10 protein-coding genes are annotated in these 15,981 nt (G+C 55.2%); 7 read left to right on the top strand and 3 right to left on the bottom strand.

The features are described 5' to 3' along the window. Positions 1 to 6 precede the first annotated feature (6 nt). The 3 genes from PV433_RS32805 to PV433_RS32795 are packed head-to-tail and all read left to right on the top strand — an operon-like array spanning position 7 to position 3,532. Positions 7 to 1,197, top strand: coding sequence for a cache domain-containing sensor histidine kinase (locus tag PV433_RS32805; RefSeq protein WP_332076157.1), 1,191 nt, complete (start codon positions 7 to 9; stop codon positions 1,195 to 1,197). Further along, positions 1,198 to 1,926: a sensor histidine kinase gene (locus tag PV433_RS32800; protein ID WP_332076222.1), complete on the top strand. Its 729-nt coding sequence runs from the start codon at positions 1,198 to 1,200 to the stop codon at positions 1,924 to 1,926. It begins immediately after the preceding gene. After that, complete coding sequence (locus PV433_RS32795) at positions 1,919 to 3,532, top strand: response regulator transcription factor (protein ID WP_332076156.1); 1,614 nt, start codon at positions 1,919 to 1,921, stop codon at positions 3,530 to 3,532. Before PV433_RS32800 ends, PV433_RS32795 begins: the two co-directional genes overlap by 8 nt. 62 nt (positions 3,533 to 3,594) lie before the next feature. Here the strand turns inward: PV433_RS32795 and PV433_RS32790 are convergent, their stop codons facing one another. Next, on the bottom strand, positions 3,595 to 4,929 hold the full coding sequence (locus PV433_RS32790; protein ID WP_332076155.1) for a neutral/alkaline non-lysosomal ceramidase N-terminal domain-containing protein: 1,335 nt from the start codon (positions 4,927 to 4,929) through the stop codon (positions 3,595 to 3,597). After that, entirely contained in the window at positions 4,922 to 6,124 is a 1,203-nt protein-coding gene (locus PV433_RS32785; RefSeq protein WP_332076154.1) for a DegT/DnrJ/EryC1/StrS family aminotransferase, read from the bottom strand. Before PV433_RS32785 ends, PV433_RS32790 begins: the two co-directional genes overlap by 8 nt. A 356-nt stretch (positions 6,125 to 6,480) precedes the next feature. On the opposite strand from PV433_RS32785, the gene PV433_RS32780 reads away from it, so the two are divergent. Further along, positions 6,481 to 8,910 carry an O-antigen ligase family protein gene (locus PV433_RS32780; RefSeq protein ID WP_332076153.1) on the top strand — a complete coding sequence of 810 codons (2,430 nt, stop codon included), beginning with the start codon at positions 6,481 to 6,483 and terminating at the stop codon, positions 8,908 to 8,910. Between the two features lie 120 nt (positions 8,911 to 9,030). On the opposite strand, the gene bioA is transcribed toward PV433_RS32780, so the two are convergent. Further along, on the bottom strand, positions 9,031 to 10,401 hold the full coding sequence (gene bioA, locus PV433_RS32775; protein WP_332076152.1) for an adenosylmethionine--8-amino-7-oxononanoate transaminase: 1,371 nt from the start codon (positions 10,399 to 10,401) through the stop codon (positions 9,031 to 9,033). Positions 10,402 to 10,657: 256 nt separating this feature from the next. Here bioA and acpS point away from each other — a divergent pair, with 256 nt between their 5' ends. From acpS to PV433_RS32760, 3 genes are all read left to right on the top strand, one after another. Continuing rightward, a complete protein-coding gene (gene acpS / locus PV433_RS32770; protein WP_332076151.1) occupies positions 10,658 to 11,053 on the top strand; it encodes a holo-ACP synthase in 396 nt (131 codons plus the stop codon). Between the two features lie 619 nt (positions 11,054 to 11,672). Further along, positions 11,673 to 14,723, top strand: coding sequence for an ATP-binding protein (locus PV433_RS32765; protein WP_332076150.1), 3,051 nt, complete (start codon positions 11,673 to 11,675; stop codon positions 14,721 to 14,723). Beyond that, on the top strand, positions 14,695 to 15,768 hold the full coding sequence (locus PV433_RS32760; RefSeq protein ID WP_332076149.1) for a response regulator: 1,074 nt from the start codon (positions 14,695 to 14,697) through the stop codon (positions 15,766 to 15,768). Before PV433_RS32765 ends, PV433_RS32760 begins: the two co-directional genes overlap by 29 nt. Positions 15,769 to 15,981 lie beyond the last annotated feature (213 nt).

Below are 15,981 nucleotides of genomic sequence, written 5' to 3'. Positions count from 1 at the left end.
ACAAAGATGGGTTCATGGATGAAAGATTGGCGGCTGCGCCCACTGCTCTTGCTCGTCTTCCTGGCGTTCACCGGCATCCTGCTGCTGCTAACGCTTGCTATCGCCTATTACGGGGTGTCCAAGATCATTACCGAGCACACAAGCCAAGTTCGGCTGGAACTATTAAATGAAGCTCAGAAGCAGCTCACGGCCCAGTTTCGGGAAATCGAAGAAACCGGATTGGCGATCTCCACCCACCCCGAATTACTCCAACTGTTATCGGGCAAATCCACCGGTGTATTCGAAGCGATTCGCGGCCGGCAAAACGTGAATACGACCATCAACAGCTTCCTGTACTCCAAAGCGTTCATCAGCAGCATTGTGGTGTACAGCAGCATGTACAACGATATTCCATATAGTGAGAAAGACCGGGTCCTGCCGCTGGACCGCATGCCGGTATACCCGGACATGATCCGCTTGGAGGCGGCGGACTCGATCTGGATCGGCTCGCACCCGGATACGACCGCTCTATACAACCAGCAGCCGGTCATTACTTTTTTGTCCAAAGTATACTCGTACAATGGAGCTGTGGCCGGTTATCTGGAAGTGAACGTGATTGAGAAAGCGCTGGCGAAAATATTCCAGACGGATGACTTGAATCAAGAGAGCGTCCGTTTCATTCTGGATAGCGGAGGACGACTCATCTCGGTCCGTTCGGGATCGAACACCGCTCCTGCTTTATTGGAGCATGAGGCTGCCAAGCAGGCTTGGTACACCAACCTGCAGACGGATCAGAATCAGGGCTACCGCAAAGTGAATCAGAACGGCGAAGCGTATCTGATGATGTATTCCCGGCCGAATCATGCGCAGTGGAGAGTCGTGGAGATGATTCCGACTGCCGTGCTGTACCGGCCGGTGTATACGATCCGCAACATGGTGCTGCTCGTGGGACTTTTCGGGATGCTGCTGTCCGTTCCCGTCGCTTTCTATTTATCGCGCCGGATCATTCGTCCTCTCCCGGAGCTGTTAAGCGGATTTAAGCAGATGGAGACAGGGAATTTCAACGTCCGGATGGGAGAGAACAACCACATTTTGGAGTTCAAGCTGCTCTCGGTGGCGTTTAACCGGACGAACGTTCAGCTCCATGACCTGCTTGAGCAATTGAAGGAAGAACACCGGGCCAAGCGGGAAGCCGAATTCGCCGCGCTGCAGTCGTAGATTAATCCGCATTTTCTGTACAATACGCTCGATATGATCAACTGGATGGCCGCAACCCGGGGCGTGAGCGAAATCAGCGTCCTGTCGACCAAGCTGGCCAAGTTGTTCCGGATTAGTCTCAGCAAGGGGAGAACCTTCATTCCGCTGCGTGAAGAGCTGGAGCATTGCATTTTGTATATGGATCTGCAGCAAGCCCGGTTTAAAGATAAATTCGCTTATCGGATCGATGTGCCGCCGGATCTGCAGCGTCATCTCGTTCCGAAACTGATTTTGCAGCCTTTTATTGAAAACTCGATCATTCACGGGTTTGGCGGCCATGACACCGTACATCCGACCATCACGATTCAAGCTTGGGAGGTAAGGGGTTCCAGCCGCAGCAGCCTCCGTATTCGTATTGAAGACAACGGCAAAGGCATGCAGCGGGAGGCGGCCCTGGTTCCGCAAGCGGCTCTTGGCAAGCCGGATGCGGACGGGAACAGCGGTTACGGCATCGGCAACGTCATGCAGCGCATCCAGTTGTATTTCGGCCGCGAATATGGCGTGAAGGTCGAGAACCGTGACTCCGTGGGCTATGGGCAGGAGGAACCGGGAGCGCACGACGAGAGGTGCAAAGAGAAGCGGACGGATTCGCAGACAGGGGTACGCGCCGAGCTGACGCTTCCTGTCCTGACCTCGCAAGAGGATGTGGCATCGTATGTGAAGACCGGAGGGACGAGGCCTGATGCGTAAAATACTGATTGTGGACGATGAGTTTCATGTCACGGAAGGGTTAAAGGCGATGATCCAGTGGGAGCGGCTGAGCGTCGGTCAAGTATTTACCGCTTCGGACGGATTGGAAGCCTGGGAGCTGTACCAGAAGGAGCGGCCGGATCTCGTGCTGACCGACGTATACATGCCCAAGATGAACGGGCTTCAGCTCGCTTCGAAAATACGGGAAATCGACACCGATGTGCCGATTCTCATCCTGAGCGGGTTCGATGAATTCGAATATGCGCGAGGCGCCCTGCATCTGCAAGTGGCGAAATATATGCTCAAGCCGGCTGTATTCACCGAGATTCAAGAGGCGCTGGAGGAAACGGTAGCCGAGCTTGACGCCGCCTCGGAACGAAGCGCCTATATGGACCAATTTGTCGAGCAGATGAAGAGGAATGTGCCGATTCTTCGCGAACAATTCCTGTTCGACCTGGTGACGAGAGGGCGAAGCGGAACGGAGCCCGATGCCGGCGTCCTTGCTTTTTATGAACTGGACCGGGCGGTCTTGACCGGCGCCATCGCCTTAAGCATCGCGCTGTACAGGCCGATTCACGGGCGTGCAGCCACAGAGAAGGATTGGCAGCTGTTCAAATACTCCACCGTTAATATCATTGAGGAACTTAGCGGGCAATTGAACATACTTGCCTTTACGCTTCGTTATGTGGAGGACCGGTTAATCCTGCTGCTGCCGAATGCGGATAGCTCACAAGCGCTCTCGGATGCCCGCCGGCTGGGGGAGGAGCTGATCCGGCAAGTGACATCCAAGCTTGCCATCGACCTGAACGTGGGGATCGGCCGATGGATCGGGCATGCTTCAGACTACCCGTTGTCGTATGAAGATTCGCTGGAAAGTCTGAAATGGATCGAATACGAAGGCTCCAACAAAATCGGGACGGCGGAGCAGTTCAAGCGTGTGCAAAATTACGTGCCGGACTACTCGCTGGAGAGAGTGAAATTGCTCGTCGATTATATCCGGAACCACGAATCGCAGGAAGCGATGCAGATGTGGTCTCTGATCGAGGCGGATGTGCTGCAATCGGAGCCGCCCCTGTTTTATGTACAAAATCTGTGCGTGTCGCTGATTAGCAGGATGATGCTGGAGCTGCTGCCGGAGGAGCATCCGCTGCCCGCCAATCTCCATGTAACCGTACAAGACATTTACCACACCCGTGCCTGCGAAACGATTTTATCGGCAGTCCGGGAATTGCTTCGCGAGCTGCTGCATGCGATGCAGCACCAATACAACGCGTATCGGCAGGACGGGTACATTCATAAAATCAGCGAGTATGTAGAGAAGCATTATCAGGAGAACATCTCTTTTGCCGATCTCGCCAAGCAGCTTCATGTGACCCGGAACTATCTCAGCTTTCTGTTCAAGAAGGAGAAGGGCGTCAGCTTCATGACGTATTTAACGGCTTACCGCATTCAAAAGGCCAAAGAGCTGCTCCGCACCCGCCAGCATCTCGTCTATGAAGTGGCGGAGAAGGTAGGATATTCGGACCCTGCTTACTTCAGCAGGGTATTCAAGTCCGCTACCGGCACGACGCCTGCAGAATATGCGATGGGGCTCGGAACCGTTTGAATAGAAGACCTCCAGACTCGCCGTCATGGTGCAGGTTGGAGGTCTTATTAGAATGACGAGGGTTACGGATTTCGGATCAATTCAGCTATAGCTTGCTGGATGTCAGACTCGATCCTAGGGTCGAACGGCCCCGGCAGGTTGAAATAACGGAATGAAGTCGCCCCTTCGTAGCCGCCTTCGTGAACTTGCCGCGCTGTAGGGACGTAACCGAGCATCCCGTTGCTGTAAGCGACGGGAAGCACCTGCCCGGCGGTATGGGCCTTGACATGCAAGCCGTACTCCATGACGACTTCCCCGTTCATCGCCAGAAAACTCAGCCCTTGGGCCAGCTGGATGAACGTCAGCTCCAGCAGTACGGGACTGCGATACTGGTCCGGGTTATGAAGCATGGTTCCGCTCCATTCTCCCATAATATCTTCGTGGTGCAGCCAGCCGCGCAGCATGTCCTCGGATGGCAAGGGCTGCAGCTTCAACGGAACCGAGGCTTGCCGTGTGCAGACGAGGGAGAGGGGCAAACGGCGCATGGGCCCTTTGAGTACGGCTTGGATCGTGTCGAACAACTGATCGCCCATCCGTTTTACTTCCGGCGCACCGCCGTAAACGAACTTTCCGTCCTGAACCAGATGGGGGCGCACATCGCCCGTGCAGCCTTGCAAGTACCCGCAAATCACGTCCCCGCCCAGCTCGGCCTCCAACCGGTCCATCGCCGCTCCGCAAAACTCCGAGGATACTTCGTTGCGGTTGCTGATTGTAGGATGGCAGCTATAGTGGGTCAGCACCCCTTTGAGGGAGTCGTCCTCTCTTGCGAATGCGAACACGGTCACGTCCCGGTCCACGGGACCGAGCTCGTTCGGCTCTCCTCGCATGAGTCCTTCCACCAGCTTGCGCCGGTTCACGTTGATCCCGCACGTTCCCGCGCCGCGGCGAACCTGGACGGTCTCCAGATCCGCTGCCGCCCGAGCGGCGCCTTCCAGCACTTGCTCCTCCAGCCAATCCAAGTATTCGAGCGAAGGCGTGCCTATAGCCTTGGACAGCTGCGCTGAGGTTTGGGGACCGGAATGAGTATGCGTAGCATGCATAATAATCGAGCGCTCCTCCAAGCCGAAGCGCTCCATCAGCTTGCGCCTAAGTCCCGGCATCCGGTCCGTGCCCCAACAGATCAAGTCTGCGGTTACGAGGAGTACCGGCCGGGAAGAGGCGAACCCGGCAGCGGTATTGTCGTTAGCAGGGAGCCGCGTTTGCTCGAACCAGTAAAACCGGGCGAACAGAGGCTGAGCCACACGCTCGAACGATCCCGAGCGGGAGGAAAATCCCGCGAGCGGCATAGGCTGCCGGGGCGTAATATCGAGCTTGGCCGTCCCCAGCTTCAGAGCAAAGCAGTCTGCCCCTTTAGACATAGGAGTCTGCCACCTTCGCTATGGCCCGGGCGATATCGTCTACATCGGCTTCCGTTCCGAGCAGCAAGTTCTGATGCAGCCAGATGACTTCGCGCGTGCACATCCGTTCTGTTACCGGACAGCTGTACGTCCGGCGCGTTCCGGATCGTTTGGCCGAATCGTTGAGGATCGCTTCGTTCAGGTGCAGCGGGATGTAGCCCGGATTCGCATGAACGCCCTCAGCCGTCAGTTTCTCCATAAAATCGGACTTCTCGATTCGGACAGCCAGTGCCGGGTCCAGCTTGAACATATATAAGTGATACGCATGAGTCGTTATTCTTGGATCGCGCTTCACGGTGACGATTCCCGGGATTGCGGACAGCAGCTCGGTGAGGCGGGCTGCGTTGCGTTCCCGCGTCTCGTTTTGCTGCCCAAGCCGGGAAAGCTGGCCGAGGCCGATCGCCGCTTGGAACTCCGTCATCCGGAAGTTCCAGCCCACATGCTCATGCTGGTACCAGGCTCCGTTCTTGATGCGTCCGCAGTTGCTCAGCGACCAAGCCATATCGGCGATGCGGTCGCTGTTGGTCAAAATGACGCCGCCTTCTCCGGCATTGATGTTTTTGCTGGACTGCAGGCTGAAGGTCGCGACGTCGCCAAGCGTGCCGACGCCCCGGCCTTCCCAGCTGGCTCCGACCGCCTGTGCCGCGTCTTCCATCAGAACGAGGCCATGCTTTTCCGAGATCTCCCGCAGCCGGGTCATGTTCGCAGGCGCCCCGGCGATATGCACCGCCACGATCCCCTTGGTGTTAGGGGTGATAGCCTCCTCGACCAGCTCCGGATTCAACAGCAGCGTATCTTCCTCCACATCCACGAATACCGGGATCGCCCCCAGGAGCAGTGTAGCCGTGGCTGTTGCAATGAACGTATAGGAGGGCATAATTACTTCATCACCTGGCTGAATGCCTGCTGCTTGCAACGCAAGCGTAATCGCGACAGTTCCGTTTACGACGGAAACGGCATGTTTCGCGCCGTGCAGGTCGGCGAATTGCTGCTCGAAGGCCGGCAGCTTGATCCGCCCGGTGCCACCCCATTTGCCGGAGCGGAACACCTCCATCAGCAGTTTTTCTTCCGTCTCATCAAAAATAGGCCATTCCGGGAAAGGTTTCGTCCGTACGGGCTGGCCTCCGTGAATGGCTAATGATCCTGATTTCATCATGGTTGTATTCCCCCTTCCAAGTCTGTTTCTAGCATACATGCAGCGGTTTGGCGCTGTGAATGCAGAAAGGTATGGTCGGGTTGGAAAAAGGTACGATCCGGCGGAATATAAGGACCGTCGGCTATCTGATTCGGGGTGTTTGACGGTCGCTTTCCTTGGCCCGCGTCTGTGGGCTATCTTTTTATGGGGGAATCCATAGGAATATAAAGGAAAATAAGGAAAGATGTCGAATAAGAACAGTTGCTGTCTGTTTTTACGTTGGATTGCCGAGCTGTCTCAGTAATAGAAATAATGGCCGGAGAAAAGAGGAACCTATGGGTGTGAAAACCAATCAGTATCATTTGGAGAGGAAGAGGATGGAGCAACAGGGCCAGCATTCCGTCCTGTACTGGATCGTAATCGGCTTCGTGCTCATGTTTTTGTTTATCGCACCCTATCAGACCGGGCTTTTTTACGGTCCAACCGTCCAATACGAGGGGCCGATTTATTCGTCGATGCTTTGGACTGCGATGGTGTCGCTCCCGGTTGTTTTGTATGTATTTACCCGCTGGAGGCTGGATGAAGTACGGGACTGGTACGCTGTGGCGATTTGGTGCATCCCGCTTAGTTTTGTACTGCCGCTAATGGCTGCCGCAACCCGGCATCACGCCGAGAACTATATTTTGCTGCACATCATGTATGCTTTCTTTTTCCAGATCGGTCTCTTCTTCGCCCGTGAACGGTCCGGCAATTCGGTGATTCAATATGGAATCGTAGTGTCCGCTTACGCCGTAGTCGGATTTTGTGTGCTGAACATGTTCGGTAATGTGTATTCCCAGGATGCAGTGATGCTGACCGGAGAGGGGCTGCGTCTTACAGCGGTGTTCCAGTACGCGAACGCGTATGCCGGATTTCTGATTATTCCTCTCTTATGCGGCTTGTACCTGATCGTGGTCTCGCGCCGGTGGTATGTGACAGCCGTTCACGCCTTTATGCTGGTTCCGGTGCTGCTGTCTTTCTTTTTGACATTATCGCGCGGCGGCTTGGTCATGCTCCCGTTTATTATGCTGGCGTTCCTTCCGTTCCTGTCGTTTGCGAAGCAAGTTCGGTTTTTCGTCTATCTGCTGATCGGGAGCGCGGCTTCCTTCCTGATTACCGACAAGATCAAGGCGGTCGCTACGGAAGTGACGAACCTGATGCTGGAGCGGCGGGGGCCTGATTTTAAGGTGAAGGAGACGTTGTCGGTTTTCGACCCTCTGTCCATCAGCGGATGGAGCTTGCTGTTGATCGCGTCGATAGCCGCCAGTGCGGTGATCGTGCTTGTACATAAGTTTGCGATGCCTTACCTGGACCGGGGATTGAGCCGGGTATCCGCCGCCAAATGGTCGAACTTGTACGTTCCCGGCCTAATTATAGTCGGAATCGTCCTTGGTGTAGTGCTGTTAGCCGGAGGCTCCTCAGTGACAAAGCTGCTTCCCGAAGCTCTCGGCAAACGGGTGGAAAGCATTAACCTGCAGCAGCATAGCGTGCTGGAGCGGTTTACGATGTACCGGGATACGTTCAAGTCGCTTGCGGATTACCCCGTATTCGGCGCCGGCGGCAATGCCTGGTCGGTCTTATATCCGCAATATGCGAACAACCCGTACACGATTAATCAGGTCCACAGCTTTGTGCTGCAGTATATGGTGGAGACCGGGATATTCGGGCTTTTGCTGCTGTTGCTGCTGGTCGGCTCGATTTTTTACCGGTTCGCCAAATCTTATTTTGCCGCGGGTTCGGACGATCGGGAACGAAATTTGTTGTTTTACGCGGTCGTGGTGTCGATTTTATTCCACAGTATGATGGACTTTGAGATGAGTTATGTGTATGTGTCCGCGCTTGTTTTTCTTAGCCTGGGAGGCATGGCTTCGGGATTCGCACAGCCGGTAACGTGGCGTTGGATGCAACAGGCGGAACGGAAAGGCAGGTTCGTTCCCCCGGCCATAGTCGGCGTGCTGGCGGTCGTGTTCCTGATCTTGTCGGCCGTTCATTGGAAGGCGAACCGGGAATTTTATAAAGCTTTGCAGCTGGCCCAGCAGGGCAAGTCGCTTCAAGAGGTGCTCGTGCCGCTCGACAAGGCGCTCGGGCTTCAGCCGGATAATCCTTCCTACGTGCTGGCGAGAACGGATTTTATGACACAGGTGTACGAACAGTCCGGCAACGAGACGTATTATGAAGACGCCTCCCGCTGGCTGAAGTCGATCAAAGCGACGGAGCCGTACGACCGGGTCGTATTCGAAGCCGAGTACAAGCATTATATGCAGAAAAACCGGCTGGAGGATGCGTTGGAGCTGATCCAGGTAGGATTGCGGGACCACCCCTGGGTCATCGCGATGTATGAAAGGGCGGCTTCCTTGCATATTCAGTTAGGGGATCGAGCCCGTCAAGCCGGGCAACAGGACGTCATGGACGGACACTGGTCGGCGGCGCTGGAGCTGCATCAAGACATTTTGGCCGGGATGAAAAAGCTGGAGACTTTGCCTGAGGGGCAAAATCCGGGCGATCCGTTTTATGTGACGCCTACGCTCGGGCTCCAATTCGGGCAGCTTCATTTCGTTCGCGGGGAAGTCGAGCAAGCGGCGGCGTTCTTATCGGGGACTACCGACGAGACGCTTAACGAAACGATCTACCAACCCGGTACGCGCTGGTATTTGGCCGCATTAAAAAAGATGGGGAAAGCCGATCAGGCGCTGTATGACCGGTTCACGGCCCGATACCCGGAAGAAAAGCAGGAGATTGAGAATTTGGTTGCGACCGTCTGGCAGTAAGCTGAAAGAGTGAAAAACAAAACCTCCCGTACCACATTTGTGGAAGGGAGGTTTTGTCTAGGGAAGGGCGGGTTTTACGGGAGTTCCGCCGCAGGATAACGGTATGCGGTAGCGCTCCGTCTACCGGTAGCCTAACCGCTCCAATACGGCACAGGTCCGGTCGACAATATCGTGCAGCTGCTCCTCGCTTGTGCAGTGAGGCAGCCAGTAATAGATCGTATCGCCGAGCGGTCTCAGGATCAGTCCTTCCTTAAGCGCTTCGAGATAGACGTGGTAACCTCTTCGTTCGGAAGAAGGAAATGCCTTACCGGTTTCCGTGTCCTGAACCAGATCAAACGCGGCGATCATGCCGAACTGGCGGATGTTGCCGAGATGCCGGAATGGCTCGAAGCGGGGCAACTGCCCGCGCAGGGCTTCGGATATGGTTCGGACCTGTTCCAGGACTCGCTCCTCTTCGAACAAGCGGAGGCTTTCCAGCGCAACGGCGCAGGCGAGCGGATTGCCGGTGAAGCTGTGTCCGTGGAAAAATGTTTTCATCGTCTCGTAGTCGTCATAAAACGCCTCATAGATCCGGTCGGTGCACAAAGTGGCGGCAAGCGGCATAATCCCGGCGGTCAGCCCTTTGGACAAGATCAGCAAGTCCGGCGTGATCCCCGCATGCTCGCAGGCGAACATCGTTCCGGTCCGGCCGAAGCCGACCGCGACCTCGTCGGCGATCAAGTGCACGTCGTAGCGGGTGCACAGCTCACGCACCCCTGTTACATAAGCCGCCGGATGGATGAGGATGCCGCCGGCCGCCTGGACCATCGGCTCGATGATGAAGCCGGCAATCTCGTCCGCGGACGATTCGAACAGCCGTTTCACCGCCTCGAGCGCTTCGGCCACGCCATGCTCCGCCGCTTCAGGTGCCGGGCTGCCGTTCTCCCACCGGCTGATGCGCGGGGCTGGAATCCGGTACGCCTCGAACAGCAGCGGCCGGAATGTTGCGTGATACAGATCGACGCCCCCTACGCTTACCGCCCCAAGCGTGTCGCCATGGTAGCTGTGCTCGAGAAAGGCGAATTTCGTTTTCCCGGGACGGCCGATGTGCTGCCAATACTGGAACGACATTTTCAGGGCGACCTCGACGGCGGTAGAACCATTGTCGGAATAAAATACTTTGCCGAGCCCCGGCGGGGCGATCCCGATCAGCTTGTCCGCCAGCTCGATAGCGGGGCGATGGGTGAACCCGCTGAACATAATATGGTCGGTGTCCTCCAATTGGCGTGCGATCGCTTGCTTGATCCGGGGATGCCCGTGTCCGTGGACGTTTACCCACCAGGACGAGACGGTATCGTAATACCGGTTGCCGTCGGCGTCGTACAGGTAGAGGCCTTCCGCTTTCTCGATCAGCAGATGGTCCCGCTCGGCGTAGTCCTTCATCTGGGTGAACGGATGCCATACCCGTTTCCGGTCTTTATGTAACAGCTCTTGCTTGTCTGCCGGTGTCATGTGAATCCTCCTTGACTGCTTGCTGTGGAATAGTGGCCGGTACAGCTCATTGGCTATCTTCATCATATCCCAAGGCGGGCGGCGGAGTAAATGAAGGTGGGGGGCGCGCAGAAGAGTGCGGCGTAACCCCCGGCTCTTCCGGATCGTCAGCCGTTCCGATGACGGATTAGACGCGCTTTCCGGTTTCCCCTATAATAACTTCTATAGCATTCCAAGTTGCGGATATGGCGTGCAGGAAGAAAGGGAGTTTGCTAACATGATTGTCGGTGTGGGAATCGATTTGCTGGAGATTGACCGGATCAAAAAGCTGCTGGGGCAAACTCACGGGGAGCGGTTCGTGGCCCGGGTGCTGACGCCCGAAGAGCGCGAGCTCGCGGCTGAACGGCGCGGAGCGAGGCTGGCCGAATTCGTCGCCGGGCGGTTCGCCGCGAAGGAAGCCGTCGTCAAGGCGATCGGCTGCGGGCTCGGCCGCGCCGTCGGATTTCAGGATATCCGGATTTTGCCGGACGCGTCCGGCAAGCCGGAATGTTCCTTGACGCCGGAGGCGTGGGAGCGGCTTGGTCGCCGGCAGCCGCTGCAGATCCATCTGAGCATCACCCATTCGTCCACGATGGCAGGCGCCTATGCGGTGGCGGAGTCTGCGACGGAATAAGAGGGGGCTTTATCTGCTTCGGTTAGACCATGTTTGGCGCTCAGGTAATGTGCTGGATGTTACACCGGTAATGTCGCAGCACCCGGAGGCAAGAGTGCAGGCTTGTCGGTTTGGCCCGGTGCTTTTGCTTAATGGCACGTAGGAATCGAATAGGAGTGGTTTGCAGCCTTTATTTGGTCGGATAAGGTTTGGCCGCGGAATAAGAGCGGTTTGAAGCTGCTAATACCCGCGAAAAAGGCTCGCCTCTATTTGTCTCTTTCCTCCCAAGATGCCGAAAATAAAAGCTGCCAGAGACTCTTAATATGGTTAGGTATCCAGCAATCATGCCGTCTCAGCAGCGACCGACACGATCGGTTTGCATGATTCGCAAGAACTGGTTTGCGAGCTTCATTCGAAGTCGAGTTGTTCCCCCGCATCCTTTTTAACGACCGGCTGGAGCGATGGCTCCTTCCCGTTATCTCCCACACACCAACGTATGGGTTTGCACGTCAAGTCAAAGGACCGTCCGGACTTCTCCGGACGGTTATTCATATTTCTACTAAAAGGAATGCTATACTTATACCTGTGTATGCCACAATCCTGATAGTCAAGTGAGCAGATGGGACGGTAAACGGGCTTTATGAGAAAACAGCTGGCGGTATTAATAGGCATGATCAGCGTATTTGCCGTAGTTACGACTATATTCATCTATGAATGGCTGCATCCTACGTTCCAATACCCGGAAGCCCGGGACGGCGTGCTGGATGCGCAGCAATGGGATTTTGAGCAGCAAGGAATCATTCCGCTGCGGGGCGAATGGGAGTTTTACGAGAATGTGCTCTTAACGCCGCAACAATTCCGTCTTGGCGGGACTTCGGTACAAGCGGAGCGCCGAATCATTCAGGTTCCCGGAGGCTGGAAGGACATCGTGTCCACCGGCAGCGGATATGGCGCGGGTACGTACCGATTGCAGATCCAGGTGAGCGACCCGGATTATTACAGCCTTCGAGGAAAAAAGATTCGCATGTCGAGCCGCATCTATATGGGGGGAGAGGACCTCGGAGGTACCGGTAATCCGGATCTGCAGAGCGATCGGTTTATTCCGAGCAACCTTCCTTTTATGGGAACGATCCAAGCGGAGACGGATACGATTGAGATTCTTATTCAAGTAGCGAGCTATCGGTACATGGAGGGCGGCTTGGTGCAAGCGCCGGAATTCGGTTTAACGGCGGACGTGCTGGCCAGGCGAGATAACGCGCGGATGGCGGATATGATCGTTATTACGACCTTGCTCGTATTCGGGATTTATTTCGCCGGAATGTTCAGGCAGTGGCGCAGGGAACCTTATCTGTTGTTTTTTAGTTTGTTTTGTTTGACGATGGGGGTGTTTTTCAGCATCGACAACGAAATCGTCATGGCGACCATGCTGCCGTCGATCTCGTTCCCGCCGCTGCAGAAGATGCTCTTTATTCTTCCTTATTTCTCAATTTTGTTTTTTGTCCACTATGTGCACTCCTATTTGGACGAACGGGGATCGGGATTTAAGGTGCTATCCCGGGTTTCCTTCGGATACCTTTGTGTATTGGTTGTCATTCCGAACGATTATTTGGTCGATCTGTTGTGGTCGGGGATCGTGCTGCAAATCGTTGCCTTTGCTTTCATTTTTATTTGGATTTTTCGCAACCGGGATCGCGGAGTGCATGTTTATTATATTTTGCTCGGCGTATTCTTTCTTCTTATTAGCTGGGTGTATGCCCAGACGCGTTACCAGCTCGCCTTGGACAACCCGTTTTATATGATCGTAACGCCGTTGCTTCTTGTTTTGTCACAGTCGTTTCTGATGTCCGAACGGTCCCGGGAGGCCTCCCTGCAGAACGAGCGGTTAGCGGAGCAACTGATCGCGTACGATCGTCAAAAAGACGAGTTTTTGGCCAAAACGTCGCACGAGCTTCGCACCCCGCTGCACGGAATCATCAATTTGTCGCAATCGCTGCTGGACAACAAGGAGAGGCCGCTATCCCCGGAACATCGCGAAAATATAAGGCTGCTTCATCTGATCGGGCGAAGGCTGGCCGGATTGGTGCACGATATTCTGGATATGAACCGGATTCGGCACGGTCAGCTCTCCATCCATCCGAAGCCCGTAGACTTGAACATGTCGACTCGTTTCGTTATCGAGACGTTATCGATCGCACCTGTCAATAGCGAAGTCCGGCTGGTCAACGAGCTGCCTGCCGCGCTTCCCTTTGTGATGGCCGATGAGAATCGTCTGCGGCAAATTTTACATAATTTATTGGAAAACGGGTTGAAATACACCGATCGCGGTCAGGTGTCCATTTCGGCGGAAGTACGGGGAGCGATGCTGGCCGTCTCGATTGCGGATACGGGGAGGGGCATACCCCCGAACGCGTTGGGCAGTTTGTTCCGGCCTTTCTTCCAATACGATGAGGCCTATGCCGATTCTCGCGACGGCATAGGGCTCGGACTCAGCATCTCCAAACAACTGGTCGACTTGCAAGGGGGCCAAATGGAAGTGCAGTCCGAAGCGGGGCGGGGTTCCCGGTTTACGTTCACCTTGCCGATTGCTCCGAACATGGCGGATGAGGCTGCAGCGGCAGCCGATAATCGGGAGGAGCCGTCCGCGCCTTCGCCGTCCGTTATGGCGCAAACCGGTCCGGAGACGGCGTTTCATATTTTGATCGTCGACGACGAGCCTTCCAATCTGAAAGTGGCGATGGATGCCATCGCCTCCATGAAACTTGCCTATACGGCTGTTGGCGGAGGCGAGGAGGCGCTGGCCGTTTTGCGCCGCAAGAAGCCGGACATGGTTCTCTTGGACTTGATGATGCCGGGCGTGTCGGGGCTGGACGTATGCGGGGAAATCCGCATGCTGCACGGGCTCGCCGAGCTTCCGGTGCTGATGCTGACCGCCTCGGGGCAGACGGGGGACATCGTAGCCGCCTTCGCGGCCGGGGCCAACGATATTTTGCAGAAACCGTTCGAATTGGCGGAATTAAAGGCGCGCGTACAGTCGCTGCTTGCGATGAAAAGCTCTTCCGAACGGGCGGTTCGCAGGGAAATGGACTTTCTGCAGGCGCAAATTACTCCGCATTTTCTATATAACAGTCTGAATGCTCTGGTCGGGCTTAGTTATAAGGATGTGAACAAGCTTCGGGAAACAATCCAGCACTTGACCGTCTACCTCCGCGCCAAGTTCACCTTCGTATTCCAAAGCGAGACGGTACCGTTGGAACGGGAACTGGAGCTCGTTCGCGCCTATCTTGCGATCGAACAGCTTCGTTTCGGTCAGCGGCTTAAGGTCAAATACAGTATCGATGAAAAAGCGCAAAGCCTGCTGCCTCCGCTCATCCTGCAGCCCATCGTCGAAAATGCGGTTCGTCACGGAATCGGGCAGAAACCCGAAGGCGGGACCGTACATCTTATCGTTCGACGCAGCGAACAGGGGTTGGAAATTACGGTAGAGGATGACGGCGTCGGCATGGATGAACAAACTTTGGTTATGCTCGAAAATGGGCATGCCGACGGAATCGGGATCGGCAATGTAAACCGCCGGCTGCAAATGAAGTATGGACGGAAGCTGGACATAAGCAGCCGAGTGGGTGCGGGAACCCAAATTACGATTTATATTACGGAGGATTCTGATGTGGAGAGCGATACTGATCGACGATGAAGAAATTGCGTTGGACGTCCTGGACATTCAGCTTATGGAAATTGGCGGCGTCACGGTTGCGGGCAAATTCCAACTCGTGTCCGAAGCGCTGGAACAATGCGCCCGTTTGCTTCCCGATTTGATTTTTTTGGATATCGAGATGCCGGGAATCAGTGGTCTTGAAGCTGCGGAAGCGTTGTTCGCCCGTTGTCCCGACGCTGAAATTATATATGTGACCGCGCACCATCACTATGCGATCGACGCGTTCGAAACGAATGCGATCGGATACCTGCTCAAACCCGTTGCCAAGGAAAAGCTGGTCAAAGCGTTGTCCCGATTTGCGGATTTGCATGAAAGAAAAACGAATCCAATCGGCGCAGGTCCCAAATCCGATGGGCAAACCGGTGACAGCGGGGAAGCGCCGCTGACGCTCAAGGTGCTGGGGAGCATGGAGCTTTACTCGGCCGACGGCCGGCTGATGACGTGGCGGACGAAAAAAACGAAAGAGCTTTTCGCTCTCCTCTGGCATCATCAAGGTCAGCCGGTGTACAAATATGTCATTCTGGAGGAGCTCTGGCCGGAGTATCCGGTAGAGCGAAGCCAACGCCTATTCCATACGTCTCTTTATTATTTGCGGAGTATGTTCAAGTCGGAAGGGTATCCGGATATGGTTATGTACGGCGACGAAAGATATTGGATTCATAGCTCGATCATCCAAAGCGATGTCGACCGGCTATCGGACGCTATGCAGGACGGCTCTTCCGAGAAGGAATGGAAAGAAACGCTGCCGCTGTATACCGGGGATTATTTTGAAACCGAGCATTATCAATGGGCCGACGCCCGCAGAATGGAGCTGCGCTTGACATGGATCTCCAGCATGGTCCAGGCACTGGATAACGCTTCGCCCGATGTGCGGTCCATGATTCTCCGCCAACTGATCCGGCTCGAGCCGAACCGGGAAGAGTACTACGACATGCTGATCGACTGCCTTAACGAAGGCGGAGACCAGGCCGGAGCCCGGCAGACGAAAGCGATAAAAGAGCGGATGTTGCTGGATGACGCGTAAAGCTTGGGCGTAGTCGACCGTTTCCTTGTCGAATTAGGGCGATAAAAGTTGAATGTTGTAAAAATGTTGAGTGCCCGTTTGTTACATTGGGGATGAAGTTCTATCATCCACATTGAACAACGAGGTGAATGGAAGCAAAATGATGTACGCAAAATCAAACTCTTTCTGGCGAGTATGGTTCTTCTCATTGCTCGCGATCTTGTTGCTATGGAG

The sequence above is a fragment of the Paenibacillus sp. GYB004 genome, assembly GCF_036577605.1.
Taxonomy (GTDB): domain Bacteria; phylum Bacillota; class Bacilli; order Paenibacillales; family NBRC-103111; genus Paenibacillus_AB; species Paenibacillus_AB oceani.
Note: the sequence above shows the minus strand (reverse complement) of the source record. Positions and strands in the feature narration are given on the sequence as shown.